The following is a 17955-nucleotide window of genomic DNA, read 5'->3' on the forward strand; positions in this document are numbered from 1 at the left end:
GCCGCCCGTGAGTGGTTGAGGAGTCCCTGGACTCGTGTCATGTCTCAGGACTTGGAGGACAGATCTGTCTCAGGACTTTGAGGACAGTTTCTGGTAACGCGTGGTCCTGTCGAGTGTAAGTGTGCGGACGGTCGTGTCGCCGATCATCACGACGACACGATCGCCCTGCCAGTAGACGGTCGCGGTGGTGTTCTTGTGTCGGCGGCCGAGGATGATCGAGAGTCCGTCGAACTGGATCACGCCGGTAGTCGAGACGGGGCGGGTGGTGCATCCCGATCGTGCCGCCGGCCCGGGCGTCGGCTGGGCCGGATGTGTTGCGTCCCAGCGTTGGTTCGGGGTCATACCGTCGATGCCCTGGTGGCGCCTGTTGTTGTAGAGCTGCCGGTAGGTGTCGAGTTGGGACTGCAGCTCGGTCAGGGTCGCCGCCGGTGGCTGCTTGGCCAACCATTTCCGCAAGGTCTGATGGGCGCGTTCGTTCTTGCCGCAGGTCTGCGGGTGCCGGACCGAGGACGCGATCGTCACGGTCCCGAGGGCGGCGAGGTTGCGTTCGACCTCGGACATCCCGCCCCGGCGTTTCCCGGAGAAGGCGAGCCCGTTGTCGGAGAGTAGGTGTACCGGCACCCCGTGCCCGTCCATCGCCCGTTGCAGTGCCGCCCACGCGTCGGCGGAGGTTTCGGCCCGGGCGGCATACGAGCACACGTCCAGACGCGAGTGGTCGTCGAGAATCTGCAGGATGCACACCACGGTGCCGTCGGCGAGATAATGCTCGAGGCCGTCGATCTGCCAGCACCCGTTGGGGGCGGAGTACTCGAAACTGCGGCGTGAACGGGGTTTCTTGCGTGGCTGAGGAACGATCTGTCCGCACTCCCTCAGTACCCGGTACACCGTTGAGCGCGACGGGGTCGGGTCGAGTCCCTGGGCCTCGAGGCGCCACACGATCGAGATCGGGCCGTTGTCGAAGCCCTCGTCGTCGAGTTCCTTGCGGGCACGGACGATGGCCTCACACACCTCGGGTCCGGTACGGGTCGGGCTGTGGTGTGGCCGGGTCGAGCGGGTGGTGAACGCTGCGGCGCCCTCGGTGCGGAACCTGCCCACCAGGACGTAGAAGGTATTGCGGGAGATGCCCTGCTCTCGGCACAGGCGGGACACGTTCACCCGTGCCCCGCCTGCGACCGCCGAGACCGTGGCCACGATGTCCGGATTCATCGAAAACCCTTTTCCACCCATGCCCGATTGTCCCGGGCACGGGTCGTCAGTGTCCTCGATGTCCTGAGACATCAACTGTCCTGCATGTCCTGAACTCAGACAGGAGTCCCTGGACTCGTCAACCACTCACGGGGCCGAAGGCCCTGGTCTGCGACGGATTCTCACCGAACCGGCGTCGGTAGGCCGCCGCGAAGAGACCGAGGTTGACGTACCCCCACGCGCCGGCGATCGAGGCGACGGTCGCACCCGGCGATGCGGTGAGCAGTTCCTCCCGGATGCCCTGAAGCCGCTGCTCACGCACGTACTCGGCCGGGGTGGTGTCCAGGTATTTCCGGAACGACCCGGACAGGGTGCGGACGCTGACACCCACCGCGTCGGCGATGTCGGAGGAGGTCGGCAGTTCGCGGGCGTACTCCCGGATGTACTGGACGGCGTGCCGCACATAGCCGGGCGCCGCCGGACCGGTGGACCTGTCCGGGTCCACTCCGGCGCGAGCCGCCCATTCGGTGAGCAGGTGACCGACGAGCAACTCCTGCAGGTTGAGCCCGATGCGCCCCTCGGTAGCGTGACCCGGTAGCTCTCCCGTCGTCCGCATCGCGTACCCGAGGAGCGCCTGCCAGCCGGATCCACCGCCCCCGATGACGCATTTACGTTGCCAGAGAACATCTCCGGGGTCGAATCCCCACCACCGCACAGCCGTGTCGGCGAGCAACGTGTGGGGAACGGTGAGATTGAGCTGGACGTGGTCGGGAGAGAACTCGACGAGGTAGTCGACGCGACTGCAGTCGGCGACGAACGTGTCACCAGACGGCGTGTTCGCGGTGGCGTCGTGGTCGAGGTGGTGCCGGGCGTTGCCCCGAATGGTCGTGAGAACGAGCGCGTTTCCGGCGTCGGACGAGAAGTCGCCGACCGAGACGGGGATTCCGTAGGAGAACCGGGTGACCGTGATGTCGCCGATCTTCGTGGAGTACATGCTCGATCGGGGTGACAGTCCGACACCGAGCGGACGCACGACGTAGGGCATGTACATGCGGTCGGACCAGAGCTGGATCTCACTCCAGTCCTCCGACGTCCTGCGCTCGGCGGCCGGCGGCCGTCCCACCGCAAACGGATCCAGCGCGACCATGCGTCGAGTATCCCACCCACACGAGGCCGGAGGCCCATTGCTTATATCGTGAGTGTGTGCTCATAATATGGGTGTACCTGTGACACCAGTCACTGCCCCGCCTCCTCGATAAGGACGCGCACATGTCAGACGTAGCAATCCTGATCAACACCACGGTCGCCGTTGCGGCGGTCGTTCTGATGATCGTGCGTTTCAAGTTCAACCCAGTGGTGTCACTGGTCGTCGGATCCGCCTACCTCGGACTCACGACGGGACTCGGCACGGCCGAAACGGTGGACGTCATCAGCACCGGTTTCGGCGACATCATGGCCGAAGTGGGACTCCTGATCGCCTTCGGCGTCCTGATGGGCGCCATGTTGAAAGAAATGGGCGCGATCCAGCGCCTGGTCGGAACACTTCTGCGGGTGTTCGGGCCGAAACGAATGCCCTATGCGATGTCGCTGACGATCGCGACGTTGCTGCAGTCCATCTTCCTCGACGTCCTGCTCGTCATCTCGGCGCCGCTCGCCCGCAACCTCGCACCGAAGGTCGGCCGGGTCGGGACCGCGCGCATGGCCACCGCCCTCGCCATCGGCCTGGAGTGCGGCATCGTCCTCATGGTTCCCGGTGTCGGCGCCCTCGCCCTCGCCGGACTTCTCGGTGTGCCGCTCGGCAAGATGCTGATCTTCGGGCTGATCCTGGTGATCCCGACCGTCGCGATCTCGGTCGCGATCATGTCGTTCCTGTTCACCCGCGGTTGGTGGAACCCGGAGAAGGACGAGGAGCACTTCCATCAGACGGTCGTCGACGACGAAGAGGACGAGTGGACCGACGGCGGCAGCGGCGGGACCACCCCTCGGCCCGATGCCGGCGGTGGCGTCGCCCAGGCGCAACGCGCCGCGACCGTCACCACCGAGCGGACCGAACACGACCGTCCGCTGATCCTGCTCCTCGCTCCGCTGCTCGTCTCGCTCCTTCTCATCGCGACCGGCGCGATCCTGGACATCGCCGAGATCAGCAATCCGGTCGTCTCGTTCGTGTCGGAACCCCTCATCGCGTTGCTGATCGGACTGATCGGCACCAGCTTCGTCGGACGGTTCAGCGTCGGCCAGCACCGCATCCAGAAGGCGATCGCCAGTGGTTTCAGCGAGAGCGGCCAGATCCTCATCCTCACCGGCGTCGGCGGGTCACTCGCCGCGACCATCGCCGCGGTCGGCCTCGGCGACATCCTCGGCAAGTACTTCACCGCCAATCACGCGGCTCCGCTGCTGATGGTCTGGGTGGTCGCCGCCGTCCTGCACATCGCTGTCGGCTCGGTGACCATCTCCGCCATCACCGCCGCGGGCATCCTCGCACCCATCGCGCCCACCCTCGGCCTCGACCCCGTCCTCATCGCCCTCGCGGCCGGCGCCGGCTCCCTGTTCGCGGTGCATGTCACCAGCAACACGTTCTGGCTGCTGCAGTCCTTGATGGGTCAGACCACACGAGGCACGCTGAAGACGTGTTCGGTGGGAGTATCGGTGGCATCGGTCGTCGCAATACTGCTCGTCCTGCCCATGAGCCTCGTTCTCTGAGCGTCACAACCAGTTAAGGATCACCATGTTCTCCGACAACACCATTCGGCCACTCGACGGGGTGCGCGTACTCGAACTGGGTAACTACATCGCCGCTCCGACCGCGGGCCGGATGCTCGCCGACTTCGGGGCCGAGGTCATCAAGGTGGAGCGCCCGAAGACCGGCGACGAACTGCGCAACTGGCGGCTCTACTCCGGCGACACCTCGATGCTGTACCGCACGATCAACCGCAACAAGAAGTCGATCGTGCTGGACCTGCGCACCGAGGAAGGCCGGCAGCTCGTCCTCGACCTCGCCGCCAAGTGCGACATCCTGCTGGAGAACTTCCGGCCGGGAACCTTGGAGAAGTGGGGTATCGGACCGGACGCGTTGAATGCGGCCAATCCGGACCTGGTGATCACCCGCATCTCGGCGTTCGGGCAGACCGGGCCGATGTCGCAGCGGCCGGGATTCGCCGCGGTCGCGGAGGCCGCCGGCGGATTCCGTGAACTCGTCGGCGACCCGGACCGGCCACCGGTGCGGGTGGGGGTGTCGATCGGCGACTCGATCGCCGGCCTCTACGCGGCCTTCGGTGCGGTGATGGCCCTGTTCCAGCGCGAGGCCGCGAAGGTCGCCGGAACGCAGGGTCCGTCACTGCCGCATCGGATCATCGACGTCGCGCTCAACGAATCGATCCTGTCGATGATGGAGTCGCTGATCCCCGACTACCTCGCGTACGGCATCAAACGCGAACGCGTCGGCGGCCGGATGGAGGGCATCGCCCCGTCGAACGCGTACATCTGCAGCGACGGCAACAGCATCATCATCGCCGGCAACGGTGACGCCATCTTCCAGCGCTACATGGACATCATCGGCCGCCCCGACCTCGGCGCCGACCCGGACCTGTCCACCAACGCCGGACGGTGGGCGCGCCGCGACGAACTCGACGCGGCGATCGGTGAGTGGACGATCCAGTACTCGCGCGACGAGGCGCTGAAGATCCTCGACACCGCCGGCGTGCCGTCGGGTCCGATCAACACCGCCGCCGACATCTGCAGCGACGAGCAGTACGCGGCCCGCAACATGATTCAGCAGTTCACCGTCGACACCGGTGAGGCCGAGCCGAAGCAGGTCGGGTTCCCCGGCATCGTCCCGGTGATCGGCGGCAAGTCGCTGCCCATCCGCAGCGTCGGTCCGGACCTCGGCGAGCACACCCGGGAGGTTCTCGAAACGCTGCTCGGTAAGACCCCGGAACAGATCGACTCCATCGTCAACGACACAGTAGGTGGCCTCTCATGACGCAGTCCTTCGAATCACGCACCCTGCTCCGCGACGTCACCCTGCGTGACGGATTGCAGTTGACGGGCAAGATGCTGCCCACCGCCCGGAAGCTCGAGATCGCCCGGCGACTTCTCGAACTCGGCGTGCCCGCGCTCGAGATCGGGTCGATGGCCCGCCCCGACCTCGTCCCGCCGATGGCGAACACCGTCGAGGTGATCTCGGAACTGACCCCGGAGGAACTGGACCACTGCTGGGTGTGGGTGGCGACGCCCCGGCACGTGGAGAAGGCCGCCGCCGCCGGCGCACGCCATTTCCAGTACTGCTTCTCCGCCTCCGATTCCCACAACCAGGCGAACATCGGACGTTCCACCGAGGACAGCCTCGCCGCGATGCCCGCCGCGATCGAACTCGCACAGGAAGTCGGCGGCAGCATCCAGCTGTGCATCGCGACGTCGTTCACCTGCCCGTTCGAGGGCCGGGTGCCGGAGCAGCGGGTCATCGACATCGCCAACGATCCGCGCGCCCACGGCGCCGTCGACGTCGTCGTCTGCGACACCCTCGGCCAGGCCGTCCCTGCCGAGGTGTACTCGCTCGTCTCCCGGGTCCGGCTCGAAACCCCGCAGCGGGGCATCGTCTTCCACGGTCACGACACCTGGGGTCTGGGGGTCGCGAACAGTCTCGCCGCGGTCGCGGCAGGCGCGATGACCGTCGACGGCGCCCTCGGCGGACTCGGCGGCTGCCCGTTCGCACCCGGCGCCAGCGGCAACACCGCCAGCGAGGACCTGCTGTTCGCCACCCGCCCGGACTGGCTGAACCCCACCACGTTCGGATCCCTCGTGGAACTGTCCGAGAAGACTCTCGCCGAACTCGGTGAAGCCAACCGGTCCAAAGCCGCCCAGGGTGCGCGCTCCAATGCCACCGCGTTCGAGTGGGTCATCGGCGGCGGCCGATGAGCGCGGCCCGGTTCTACGTCACCACCCCGATCCCCGAACCCGCTCTCACGCTGCTGCGCGCCGCGGGAAGCGTCGAGGTCCCCGACGAGCTTCCGGACGCCGCCCGGCTGCGGGAGGTCTGCGTGTCCGGCGACTACGACGTGGTGGTGTCACAGCTACGCGACACGTTCGACGCCGACCTCCTGGCCGCCGCGAAGATCCGCGGGATCTCCAACTACGCGGTCGGATTCAACAACGTCGACATCGGGGCGGCCACCGCGAACTCGATACTCGTCGGCAACACACCCGGTGTGCTCACCGACGCCACCGCCGACGTCGCGATGCTGCTGATCATGGCCACCGCCCGCCGCGCCGTGGAGGCCGACACGTTCGTCCGCGCCGGACGGTTCACCGGATGGGAACCGAACCTGCTTCTCGGCCAGGATGTTTCGGGCCGAACGCTCGGTCTCGCCGGGTTCGGGCGGATCGCGCGGGCGACCGCGAAACGGGCACTGGCCTTCGGGATGCAGGTGCTGTTCTGTCCGCGGCCGCCCGGTGACCGGCCGGTGCCGGACGCGGAACTCGGTGAGTTCGCCGGACTCGTCACCCACACCGATTGGGACACCCTCGTCACCACCAGCGACTACCTGTCGCTGCACGTGCCCCTCACCGCGCAGACCCGCCACCTGGTCGATGCGGGTGTGCTGGCGGCGATGAAACCCTCCGCGATCCTGATCAACACGGCCCGCGGCCCCGTCGTCGACGAAGCCGCTCTCGTCGCCGCCCTGAAGTCCGGGGAGATCGCCGGGGCCGGACTGGACGTCTACGAGGACGAACCCGCGCTCGCCCCGGGACTCGCGGAACTGTCGAACACGGTCCTGCTCCCCCACCTCGGCAGCGCCACGGTGTCGGTGCGCGCCGAGATGGCGAGACTGTGCGCCGAGAACGCTGTGGCCATGGCACAGAACCGGATTCCGCCGCATCCGGTCAACCCGGAAGCCTGGAACTCATGACGGTTCTGATCGCCCCCGACAGTTTCAAGGGCACCTACACCGCCGGTGAGGTCGCCGACGCCGTCGCCGGCGGGGTCGAGTCGTCCGGCGGCACCGCGATCAGGCTGCCGGTCGCCGACGGCGGCGAGGGCACCCTCGACGTTCTCACCGTCCCCCTCGGACTGCGCCCGGTCACCACCAGGTCCCGCAACCCCTGGGGCAGCCCGTGCCGGCCGACGTACGGACTGTCCGACGACGGGACCGCGGTCATCGAGATCGCCGCCGCCTCCGGGATCACCACGCCGCACGACGGTCCCCGCGACCCGGTCACCGCCACCACCTACGGCACCGGGATGCTCGTCGCCGACGCCGCCCGGCGCGGTGCCCGGCACATCGTCGTCGCGGCCGGCGGGTCCGCCACCACGGACGGCGGCACCGGGGCAATCGCCGCCATCGAGGCGGGCGGCGGACTCCGGGGCGCCTCCGTCACCGTGCTGACCGACGTCACCACCCGGTATGTCGACGCCGCCAGGGTGTTCGGACCGCAGAAGGGCGCCGACGCGGGCGCCGTGCAACTCCTCACGCGGCAACTCGAGGCGAAGGCGCGGGCCCTGCCCCGCGACCCGTCGAGTGTCGACGCGACCGGCGCGGCAGGCGGGTTCTCCGGCGGGATGTGGGCACGGTACGGCGCCGAATTACGCTCGGGCGCCGATTACATCCTCGACGTGATCGGCTTCGACACCCTGGCCGCGGACGCGTCGGCGATCGTCGTCGGCGAAGGCAGGCTCGACGGACAGACGAAGGCGGGCAAGATCATCTCCGCGGTCCTCGCCCGCGCGGGCGCGTCCCCGGTGTACGCCGTCGTCGGCTCCGTCGGTGACGATCTCGGCGACTACCGGTCCCGGTTCGCCGACGTGATCGTCGCTACCGACGCCGTGGCCATGCACGAAGCCGGACGGGCGATTGCGGCGCGCCTCATGACGGGTAGCGGCCGCCCAGCGTCCGGGTGACCTGCTCGGCGCTGCCGACGAGCAGATCCACCCACTTCTCGCACTGTTCGAGCGGCATGCGCAGTGTCGGCCCGCTGATCGCCAGCGCACCGATCACGTCGGCGGACGAATCGAACACGGGCGCAGCCAAACCCGAGGCACTGTCCTCCCGCTCCCCCGCGGTGATGGCGTACCCGTCCGCCTTGGCCTGGTGGATCAGTTCGCGCAGCACCGCCGTGTCGGTGACGGTGCCCTCGGTCATCGGCTCGATGGGGCCGGCGAGGACCTGTTCGGTGAGGTCCGGGTTCCAGGCGAGCAGCACCCGGCCCGCCGATCCCGCGGGCAGGGGGACGATCTTCCCGACGTACATGTTGCGGCGCAGCGCGTGCTCGGTCTCCGCGATGGCCACGCACACGCGGTAGCCCTGCTCGACCCGGAAGAAGCTGGCGGTCTCGCCGGTGGCGTCGCGGATCTCCTTCAGTACCGGCGTGACGACAGCCAGGACGTCGAGTCCCTTGGTGGCTGTCGCGGCCCAGAACGCCATCTTCACGCCGATCCGGATCTGGTCGCCCGTGCGGTCGAGGAATTCCTGCGCCACCAGGTTGCTGACCAGCCGTTGGACCGTCGACGTCGGCAGACCCGTCGCCTGGTGGAGCTCACCCAGCGTCATCGACGGACGCGTCAGGCTGAAGGCATCGAGGATCTCCCTGATCTTGCTCAGCACCAGCAACGGTTGGTGCTTGGAGGTCAATTCGCCGTCTTCCGCTCGCATACCCTCGACGATAGTCGCCCTCACCAGCACGTGAGTGCCAACGGACGGCGGAACACACTTTGGCACTCACCTGGGGCGAATTGGGTGTCGCCACACGGGCGGGGATGTGGTAGTTATTGAGGATGCTCGAATTCGACTCGACGAAAGGCGCATGAGCGCCCACCGAGACACCTCTCCGACACAACGGTTCGGGGACTTCACCCGCGCGTTCGACGCGCTTCGCTCGCTCCCTTCACGATGCCGCGACCCGTCCACTCCCCACCGGACGCTGTTAGATCCCCGATTTGTGCTGCTCTACAACGACTTCGAGAAAGGAGGCACTCATGAAGTTGGCTGAGGCACTGGCTGAGCGCGGCGATCTGACGCGCCGGGTGGAGCACCTGAAGTCGCGCATCCTCACGAATGCACGACATCAAGAGGGCGAGTCGCCTGCCGAGGACGCCGCGGCGCTACTCGTCGAACTCGAGGAGGTCCTGGACCGCCTGGAGGTCCTCGTCCGAAGAATCAATCGGACGAATACCGCTGCGCCACTGGGCGACGCGACCATCACGGACGCACTGGCCCGCCGCGACATGCTGCGAATCCGGCACCGGGTGGTGTCCGCCGCCGCGGATGCCGCCTCCGGACGCGAGCAGGACCGATATGGCAGGCAACTCCGCTCCGAACTCGTCTTCGTCGCGGCATTGCCCGTCCGGGATCTCCGGCGGACGGCGGACGATCTCGCCCGGCAGATTCGGGAAATCGATCTGCAAGTGCAGAAGGAGAATTGGGAAGTCGAGTTGCTCGACTGAAGCAGGCTGGGTAGTAGGTAACCGTCTTGGAGGCGAGCACACACCGCGAGTCGACGGTAATTCGGCTCTTCTCCGGCGTGGAGGGCAACGCTCCGGGCACACACCCGGATCACACTGCAGCCCTGCACACCGCACAGGTGACAGTGCACGACGCACAACTCATTACCGGGTGCTGATCCGAGACGGCGAGGGCGGGCAAGGGGCTACCCACACACGTGAGTGGCAGAGCGTGCCGAAGCACACTCTGCCACTCACGTCGGGATCAGCCGACCACGAGGTCCAACTCGTCGTCGGACACTCCGACCGCGATGCTGCCACCCTCGACGAGGACATCGTCGAGCAGCAGATCGGCGATCCGATCGTCGACGGCCCGCTGGATCGACCGGCGCAACGGACGCGCCCCGAACTCGGGCTGGTGTCCGTGCTCGGCAATCCAGTCGACCGCGGCCTCGCTGAACGAGATCTCGATGCCCTTGGACTGCAGCCGCTTCCGGCTGTCATCCAGCAGCAGGTCGGTGATCCGGTGCAGCTGAGCGGTGTCGAGCTTGCGGAAGATCACGATCTCGTCGATCCGGTTCAGGAACTCCGGACGCATCGACTCACGCAACCGGCCCATCACCCGATCCCGCAGCGGCTTCTCCGACGCCTCCGCGTCACCGGTGCTGAAGCCAAGCGCACCGGACTTGCTGGAGATGATGTCGGATCCCAGGTTGCTGGTCATGATCAGAACGGTGTTCTTGAAATCCACCGTCCTGCCCTGACCGTCCGTGAGCCGACCGTCGTCGAGCACCTGCAGCAGCGTATTGAATACGTCCGGGTGCGCCTTCTCGATCTCGTCGAGCAGGATCACCGAATACGGGTTCCGGCGGACCTGCTCGGTGAGCTGTCCCGCCTCCCCGTATCCGACGTAGCCGGGAGGAGCACCGACGAGCCGGCTGACCGTGTGACGTTCACCGAACTCGCTCATGTCGAGTCGCAGCATCTTGTTCTCGTCACCGAACAGCGTGGCGGCCAGCGCCTTCGCGAGCTCCGTCTTGCCGACACCGGTCGGTCCGAGGAACAGGAAGCTGCCCACGGGTCGATCCGGATCGTTCATGCCGGTGCGGCTACGGCGCACCGCCCGGGCGATGGCCCGCACGGCGTCGTCCTGGCCGACGACACGACGATGCAGTTCGTCCTCGAGCCGGCGGAGGCGTTCCTTCTCCTCCTCGGTCATCTGACTGGCCGGGATTCCAGTCGCCCGCGACACGACCTCGGCGATCTGCTCGGCAGTCACCTCGGGCGCGACGTCGGACGCACCGACCGCCTTCCCGTCGATCCGGGCCTGGACCTCCATGGCCTCGTCGCGCAGCCGCGAAGCCTTCTCGTACTGCTCGTCGGCGACGGCCTGCTCCTTGGCCTGCTCGAGTTCCGCGAGCTTCGCCCGCAGAGCCTCGACATCGACGCTCGGCATCCGCAGCCGCAACCGGGCTCCGGCCTGGTCGATCAGGTCGATCGCCTTGTCCGGCAGGAAGCGGTCACCGATGTAGCGGGCCGACAGCTCGACGGCCGCCGAAAGCGCCTCGTCCGTGTAGCGGACACCGTGGTGCTCCTCGTACCGGTCACGCAGACCGGACAGGATCGCCACCGCATCCTCGACGCTCGGCTCCGCAACCGTCACCGGCTGGAAACGGCGTTCGAGCGCCGGGTCCTTCTCGATGTGCTTGCGGTATTCGTCGAGCGTCGTCGCACCGACGATGTGCAGCTCACCACGGGCGAGCTTCGGCTTGAGGATGTTGCCCGCATCCATCGCGCCGTCGGCGCCGCCACCGGCGCCGGCGATGGAGTGGACCTCGTCGATGAAGACGATCAGCTCGTCCGAGTGGGCGGAGATCTCGTCGATCACCTTGCCCAGGCGTTCCTCGAAATCACCGCGGTACCGGGTGCCCGACACCATGCTGGACAGGTCGAGCTGGACGATGCGCTTTCCCGTCAGTCGGTCGGGCACCTCGCCGTCGACGATGCGCTGGGCCAGGCCCTCGACGACCGCCGTCTTGCCGACGCCGGCCTCCCCGACCAGTACGGGGTTGTTCTTGGTGCGGCGCGACAGGATCTCGATGGTCTGCTCGATCTCGTCGGCGCGCCCGATCACCGGGTCGACTCCGCCGCCGCGTGCGCGTTCGGTGAGGTCGAAGCCGTACTGGTCGAGCGTGGGAGTCTCGGAGTTCGACGACTCCTCCACCGATCCACCCTGCACCGCGGTCTGCAGGCGCTCGGGGGTGATGCCCTCGGATGCGAGCAGGCGTCCGGCGGCGTGGTCCTGATCCGCGGCGAGCGCCAGGAAGAGGTGCTCGGGATCGATGTAGGTGGAACCGAGGGCGCGCGCGAGTTGGTGCGCCTCGAGCAGCGCCGTCTTCAGGGCGCCGCTCAGTGCGGGTGTTGCAAAGCCTGACGTGTCGCGGCTCTGGGGCAGACGCAGTTCGACGGCATCGGCGACGGCCGACGTGTCGGCGCCTGCGCGGCGCATCAGAGATGCGACGGGATCGTGTTCTGTCATGACGCGCAGAACGTGGAGTGCATCGAGTTCCGCATCGCCACGACCTGCGGCGAAGCGGGCAGCAGCAGCCATGAGCTCCTGGGTGGAGCGACTCATGAGCCGACTGATGTCGATGCGACCTGGGCCCTCCGGCCCGAAGAATGCTGGCATTCCTCAGCCTCCTATAAGTTGAGCGTTACTCACTCAACTAACGTGCCATGCATGCGATCAATTCCCGACGGGGACGGATGTGAGCTCGATCACGAAGATCCGTGGCGGTGCCGACCCAGTCCAACGACGACAGGAACCCGGATCTTCCCGCTCACGGCAGGGCGCGTCCGAGAAAGTCGAGCACCCGGGTCGCCTGGTCGCCGGTGGGATCGAGATCGGGACGGAAGTCGGCGACGCTGACGCCCACGAGTCGAGGTGACCGCGCAAGAGGCGCGACGACGTCGGCGAGTTGATCCCAGTCGAGGCCTCCCGACTGGGGGTACGTCACCGCAGTGAGCGACTCGGGGTCGAGCACATCCAGGTCGAGGTGCAGCCAGACCCCGGTGCCTGTGCCGGCCAGCCATGCGGCAGCCTGCCGACCTGCAACGATGGGGTCCCGCACGACGGTCGGCGCGTCGATGCGGCGCAGGTCGGATGGCAACCGGACCAGTTCGGCGGCGGACGCCGCGTCCAGGCCCTCGGTGCGATGACCGATCAGGACGGTGTCACCGGCGCTGACCATCGGGGGTGTCCCGGCCAGCGTGATCAACGCCTCGGCACCCACTCCGGTGAGTATCGCGAGCTCCATGTCCGCCGTCTCGCCGGTGTCCGAGGACGGTCCGTCGAGATAATCCGGATGCCCGTCGACGAACCACAGTCCCGCCGAACCCAGGCGCCTGCGCAGCGCGGGAAAGATCCCGAGCAGGATGCTGCAATCGCCGCCGACCACGAGCGGTCGCCGCCGCGGCAGGTCCGTCATTGCGACCGCAAGATCGTCCGCCAACGCGTGAGCGGCCCGCACCGTCTCGGACAGTGCGATCACCCCCGTCGGTTCGTCCCGGTCGGTGCGATTGATCACGGTCGCGGCGTCGCCGACATCCCGGCCGACCATCGAAGACAGGCCGGCCTCCCGAAACGCGTGCGGCGCCGCTTGTTCGCCACGAGCCGAGCCGGAGCACTCCCACGGTGCGCCCAGCAGGAACCAGCCGGCAGCGTCCATTCGGCCATGATCCACCAGGCCCTCCGGGCCCGTGCGCCTTTTCGGTAGGGCGGGAACAACCGGAAAGGCGCACGGGCGCGAAGCGCCTAGTTCTACGCTGAACTGGTGGTGGCTCTCGTTCGAGCGGTCCGGCGGCTGGCTCTGGGACGCCCGCTGCGCAGTGACGACCTCGGGGAGCAGCTGCTGACCAAGCGTCTGGCGCTGCCGATCTTCGCCTCCGACCCTCTGTCCTCCGTGGCGTACGCGACGCAGGAGATCCTGCTGATCCTGTCTCTCGGCGGTCTCGCGTATTTCTATCTGACGCCGTATCTGGCGGTCGGGGTCGTCGTGCTTCTCGCCGTGGTCGCCCTGTCGTACCGCCAGGTGGTGTACGCCTACCCCAGCGGGGGCGGCTCGTACGAGGTGGCGACCAAGAACCTCGGTCCGTCCGCGGGTCTGACGGTGGCGTCGGCGCTGCTCATCGACTACGTCATGACGGTGGCGGTGTCGGTGTCGGCCGGCGTCGACAATCTCATCTCCGCCGTTCCCGCGCTGAACACGCACCGGGTGGCGCTGGCCGTGGCATTCGTCGTGCTGCTGACCGTGATGAACCTGCGCGGGATCCGGGAATCGGGGACCACCTTCGCCTTCCCGACATATGGGTTCATCGCCGGTGTGATGATCCTGATCGTGACGGGGTTCGTCCGCGTCGCGGCCGGCTCGACGCCCGTCGCCGAAAGTGCCGGGTACACCATCGAACCGGAGCTGTCCGGGCTGACCGGTCTGGCCCTCGTGTTCTTCGCGCTGCGCGCGTTCTCGTCGGGATGTACCGCGCTGACGGGTGTCGAGGCGATCTCCAACGGGGTGCCCGCATTCCGTAAACCCAAGAGCGCCAACGCCGCGAAGACGCTCATGGCGATGGCGGCGACGGCCATCGTGATGTTCGCGGGAATCACCGCGCTGGCCATCGTCACCAAGGTGCACGTCGCGGTGAACCCGTGCGATCTGATCGGGTTCGCCGGAAACTGCGAGACCGATCCACAGCGCACCGTCATCGCCCAGATCGCGGCGGCCGTGTTCGGCGGCACCACCAACTTCGGCTTCTTCTACGTCCAGGCCGCGACCGTGCTGATCCTCGTGCTCGCCGCGAACACCGCCTACAACGGTTTCCCGCTGCTCGCCTCGGTGCTCGGCCGCGACCGGTACCTCCCCGTCCAGCTCAACACCCGCGGCGACCGACTGGCGTTCAGCAACGGCATCGTGCTCCTCGCCGTGACGGCCGGCGGATTGATCGTCCTGTTCGAGGCGTCCGTCACCCACCTCATCCAGCTGTACATCCTCGGCGTGTTCACCTCCTTCACCCTCAGCCAGGCGGGCATGGTCCGGCACTGGAACCGGGTGCTGGCAACCGAATCCGACTCCCGCGAACGTCGTCTCATCCACGGCCGGCGGGCCCTCAACGGCACCGGAGCCGTCCTCACCGGCACCGTCCTGATCATCGTCACGATCACGAAGTTCACCCAGGGCGCCTACCTCGTGGTCATCGCCATGCCGATCCTGTTCTTCCTGATGCGCGGGGTGCGGCGGCACTACGACCGGATCGCGGCTGTTCTCGTCGTCGACGAGGACAGCTTCACCCTCCCCTCCCAAGTGCACACCATCGTGCTGGTGTCCGTGCTCAACAAACCCACCGCCCGGGCCCTGGCCTACGCCCGCGCCACCCATCCGACGACGCTGGAGGCCGTCACCGTGCTGGGCGACAACACCGGAAAACTGCAGCGGGAGTGGGAGAAGTACGAGGTCCCTGTGCCGCTGAAGGTCCTCGAATCGCCCTACCGTGAAGTCACCCGGCCCATCGTGGGGTATGTGAAATCCGTCCGGAAGCGGATCCCGGACGGCGTCGTCACCATCTTCATCCCCGAGTACGTGGTCGGTCGCTGGTGGGAACACCTGCTGCACAACCAGAATGCGCTGCGCCTCAAAGGCAGGTTGCTGTTCACGTCCGGGGTGATGGTCACGAGCGTGCCGTGGCTGCTGGACTCGGCCACCCGGGTCGGGGCGCCGCTCGGCAAGCCCGCGCCGGGTGACATCCGGCGCGGCCTGCCCACCACTCCCGAGCTCAGCGGAAAGTCGACTTCAGGTACTCCGTGAGACCGTCGACCGCGACCGGACTCTGCCGGAACCCGAGGTAGCCGTCCGGGCGGACGACGAACGCGGCGGACCCCTCCGCGCCGTACGCGTGCGCGAACTCGCCGTCACGGTCCCGGACGAGGGGAAGCACTGTTTCCCCGACCTCGGCGGAAGGCGACGCGACGAGATACGTGTCGACGAGTCCCCGGGTCGCCGCGTGCACCGACGTCGCCGCGGCCTCGAGCAGTTCCAGCCCGCGCGCGTCGACCGATTCGTCGGCGTACAGCAGCAAGGTGTGGTTCCGTCCCGCGAGGAGTGTGAACAGCCTGATGGGAGACGCGACTGCGGCACGGGTCAGCCCGCGGGCGTCCGGCGCCCGGTTGCCGGGCGCGAGTGCCGCGTTCGACTCCGGTTGGGCGACGATCGGACTGTCCGCATAGTTGATGAGGAGTTGGGCCTCGCGCCGGATCACGTAGTCGGGATCCGACGACCCCGCCCCGATCCCCTCCCGGGCGCTGCGCACGGTGCGACCCACCACCTCCTCCCCGATGGGTCGCCGTTCGGCGTCGTAACTGTCCAGCAGATCGGGGGCCGCGGCACCGGACACGGCCAGCGAGACCTTCCACGCCAGGTTGTGCGCGTCCTGGATGCCGGTGTTCATGCCCTGCGCGCCGGTCGGCGGATGAATGTGTGCGGCGTCGCCCGCGACGAACACCCGCCCGCGCCCGTAGGAGTCGACGATGCGGTGGCTGATCCGGAAGATCGAGGACCAGCGGAGGTTCGACGCCCGCGTCGGCTCGGGCGACAGCCGATCGAGCACGGCCTGGATGTGGCTCAGCTCCGGTTTCGGTCCCGCTTCGAAACCGTGCGCGATCTTGTCGGCCGCCGGGGTGCCGGTGCCGGCGAGGTCGGGGGGCACCAGCATCGACATCCGGTAGCGGCGGCGCCCGGGCAGCGGAATGCACACGAGCAGATCGTCGGTCTCGCCGTCCGTCTGATGCATCGACCGGATTCCGTAGCCGCGGGGCATCGACCAGTCGACTTCGACGTCGCCGAGCATGTACTGCTCGAGGAACGCACCGCCCTCGAAGGTGAGACCGAGGCCCTTGCGGACCACGCTGTGGGCGCCGTCGCAGCCGAAAAGGTACTGGGTTCGGACGGTTTCGTCGCCGTCCGCACCGGTGACCGTCGCGACGACGCCGTCGTCGTCCTGTTCGAATGCTGTCAGTTTGGTTCCTCGTTCGATCGTGGTGCCGAACGTGCCCAGGTAGTCGGTGAGGATGCGTTCGGTCTCGTACTGGGGCAGCCCGATGAATTCGAACGGGACGTCGGCGGGCAACGCCAACTCCAGACGGGCGACCTCGTCTCCGTTGACGTACACGATCTGCCCGCGCATCTGGATCGCCGCGTCCAGGATGTGCCGCAGCACACCCATGCTCTCGAACACCTCGAGGGTGCGGGGTTGGATCCCGACCGCCTTCGCGTACTGCGGTGGCTCGAGCAGGGGATCGATGATGCGGCAGGAGACACCTCGCCTGCGCAGTTCGATCGCCGCCGTCAGCCCCACGGGACCAGCTCCGACCACCAATACCTCGGGATGCACCACAAGACACCGCCTCGTCAGCAGGGACCGACCACCGACCAGTATGCGGGACCGTCGATGCACTTGACCGGCGTTCGGGCCAGACCCGGATCCGTCACGTTCGCGAGGTGTGGAGTCTCGGCCGGTGAACGGCTTCCCTGGCCACCAGTTCGATCGTCACGGCGACCGCACACGTCTGCGCGAGCAGCAGCCCGACGAGGACGAGGATCTGAACCGCCCCGGCCTGAACGGCGGAACCGCTTGCCAGCAGCACCCCGACGAACGCCCCCGGCAGGGTGACCAGCCCGACGGTCCGGGTCTGATCGAGTCCCGGGAGCAGCGCATCCGAGGCGGCAGACCGGACCACTTCCATGCGGGCATCCCGGACGCCGAGTCCGAGACTCAGCCCCGCCTCCACCTCACCCCACCGTTGTTCGACCGCATCGAGCGCGCGTCGCGCGGCAAGGGAGGTAGCCGTCATCGCACCACCGAGCACGATCCCGCCGACGGGAACGAGTGCGACACCTTCGAGCGGAACCACCCGGCTGACCAGCATCAACGGCAAGACGACTCCCACACCCGCCGCGAGCGACAGCGCCAGCCACGCGGCGGACCGCCCCGCTTTCGCGCGGCGAGCGGACGTTCCCACCGCCGCCGCGAACATCACCACGAGGACGAGGATCGACGACCACAGATGCGCGAGAGCCGCAGCCAGGATCAGGGATACCGCGGCGAGCTGGGCAGCACCTCGAATTGCCGCGGCGGGCACGACGAGTGGGCTGCCGAGGTGGGTGACGCGGTAGACCACGGCCGCGCACACGACCATCACGGTGCACAGCACAGCCAGTCCGACACCGGGATTCGCCAAGGACGTACTCACCCCGCTCAGTGTTCCTCACTTCCGGGCCGCGGGGATA

The 17955-nt window shown here is 67.7% G+C and carries 14 protein-coding genes; 7 read left to right on the plus strand and 7 right to left on the minus strand.

Translation table 11 applies throughout. The features are described 5' to 3' along the window. Positions 1-69: 69 nt before the first annotated feature. Together OYT95_RS12010 and OYT95_RS12015 are read right to left on the minus strand one after the other, a co-directional pair. A complete protein-coding gene (locus tag OYT95_RS12010; RefSeq protein ID WP_037246031.1) occupies positions 70-1206 on the minus strand; it encodes an IS481 family transposase in 1137 nt (378 codons plus the stop codon). Positions 1207-1324: 118 nt separating this feature from the next. Then, positions 1325-2332, minus strand: a complete 1008-nt coding sequence (locus tag OYT95_RS12015; RefSeq protein WP_268791544.1) for an AraC family transcriptional regulator — start codon at positions 2330-2332, stop codon at positions 1325-1327. Positions 2333-2454: 122 nt separating this feature from the next. On the opposite strand from OYT95_RS12015, the gene OYT95_RS12020 reads away from it, so the two are divergent. From OYT95_RS12020 to OYT95_RS12040, 5 genes are read left to right on the plus strand one after another with little or no spacing between them, the layout of a single operon-like run. Beyond that, positions 2455-3885, plus strand: coding sequence for a GntP family permease (locus OYT95_RS12020; RefSeq protein WP_037234659.1), 1431 nt, complete (start codon positions 2455-2457; stop codon positions 3883-3885). A 25-nt stretch (positions 3886-3910) separates the two neighbouring features. Next, a complete protein-coding gene (locus tag OYT95_RS12025) occupies positions 3911-5164 on the plus strand; it encodes a CaiB/BaiF CoA transferase family protein (protein ID WP_112301181.1) in 1254 nt (417 codons plus the stop codon). After that, entirely contained in the window at positions 5161-6099 is a 939-nt protein-coding gene (locus OYT95_RS12030) for a hydroxymethylglutaryl-CoA lyase (protein ID WP_112301182.1), read from the plus strand. Before OYT95_RS12025 ends, OYT95_RS12030 begins: the two co-directional genes overlap by 4 nt. Then, complete coding sequence (locus OYT95_RS12035; RefSeq protein WP_037230435.1) at positions 6096-7091, plus strand: 2-hydroxyacid dehydrogenase; 996 nt, start codon at positions 6096-6098, stop codon at positions 7089-7091. The genes OYT95_RS12030 and OYT95_RS12035 overlap by 4 nt, the downstream gene beginning before the upstream one ends. Continuing rightward, positions 7088-8080 (plus strand): glycerate kinase, encoded by a 993-nt coding sequence (locus OYT95_RS12040; RefSeq protein ID WP_268791545.1) that lies wholly within the window; start codon positions 7088-7090, stop codon positions 8078-8080. The genes OYT95_RS12035 and OYT95_RS12040 overlap by 4 nt, the downstream gene beginning before the upstream one ends. On the opposite strand, the gene OYT95_RS12045 is transcribed toward OYT95_RS12040, so the two are convergent. Continuing rightward, positions 8046-8831 (minus strand): IclR family transcriptional regulator, encoded by a 786-nt coding sequence (locus tag OYT95_RS12045; protein ID WP_037230440.1) that lies wholly within the window; start codon positions 8829-8831, stop codon positions 8046-8048. The genes OYT95_RS12040 and OYT95_RS12045 overlap by 35 nt on opposite strands. Before the next feature lie 323 nt (positions 8832-9154). Here OYT95_RS12045 and OYT95_RS12050 point away from each other — a divergent pair, with 323 nt between their 5' ends. Further along, the gene (locus OYT95_RS12050) at positions 9155-9622 is read left to right on the plus strand and encodes a DIP1984 family protein (RefSeq protein ID WP_112301185.1); all 468 of its coding nucleotides are present in this window, start codon (positions 9155-9157) and stop codon (positions 9620-9622) included. Between the two features lie 262 nt (positions 9623-9884). Here OYT95_RS12050 and OYT95_RS12055 read toward each other — a convergent pair whose 3' ends face one another. Continuing rightward, entirely contained in the window at positions 9885-12308 is a 2424-nt protein-coding gene (locus tag OYT95_RS12055) for an ATP-dependent Clp protease ATP-binding subunit (protein WP_268791546.1), read from the minus strand. Positions 12309-12459: 151 nt separating this feature from the next. Beyond that, positions 12460-13347: an arginase family protein gene (locus tag OYT95_RS12060; protein WP_268791548.1), complete on the minus strand. Its 888-nt coding sequence runs from the start codon at positions 13345-13347 to the stop codon at positions 12460-12462. Between the two features lie 105 nt (positions 13348-13452). Here OYT95_RS12060 and OYT95_RS12065 point away from each other — a divergent pair, with 105 nt between their 5' ends. After that, positions 13453-15477: an APC family permease gene (locus OYT95_RS12065; RefSeq protein ID WP_037230446.1), complete on the plus strand. Its 2025-nt coding sequence runs from the start codon at positions 13453-13455 to the stop codon at positions 15475-15477. Here the strand turns inward: OYT95_RS12065 and OYT95_RS12070 are convergent. Next, the gene (locus OYT95_RS12070; RefSeq protein WP_268791549.1) at positions 15446-17062 is read right to left on the minus strand and encodes an FAD-dependent monooxygenase; all 1617 of its coding nucleotides are present in this window, start codon (positions 17060-17062) and stop codon (positions 15446-15448) included. The genes OYT95_RS12065 and OYT95_RS12070 overlap by 32 nt on opposite strands. Before the next feature lie 91 nt (positions 17063-17153). After that, positions 17154-17918 carry an ABC transporter permease gene (locus OYT95_RS12075; protein WP_037230453.1) on the minus strand — a complete coding sequence of 255 codons (765 nt, stop codon included), beginning with the start codon at positions 17916-17918 and terminating at the stop codon, positions 17154-17156. Between the last annotated feature and the right edge of the window lie 37 nt (positions 17919-17955).

The organism is Rhodococcus sp. JS3073, assembly GCF_026810085.1.
GTDB classification, from domain to species: Bacteria; Actinomycetota; Actinomycetes; order Mycobacteriales; family Mycobacteriaceae; genus Rhodococcus_F; species Rhodococcus_F wratislaviensis.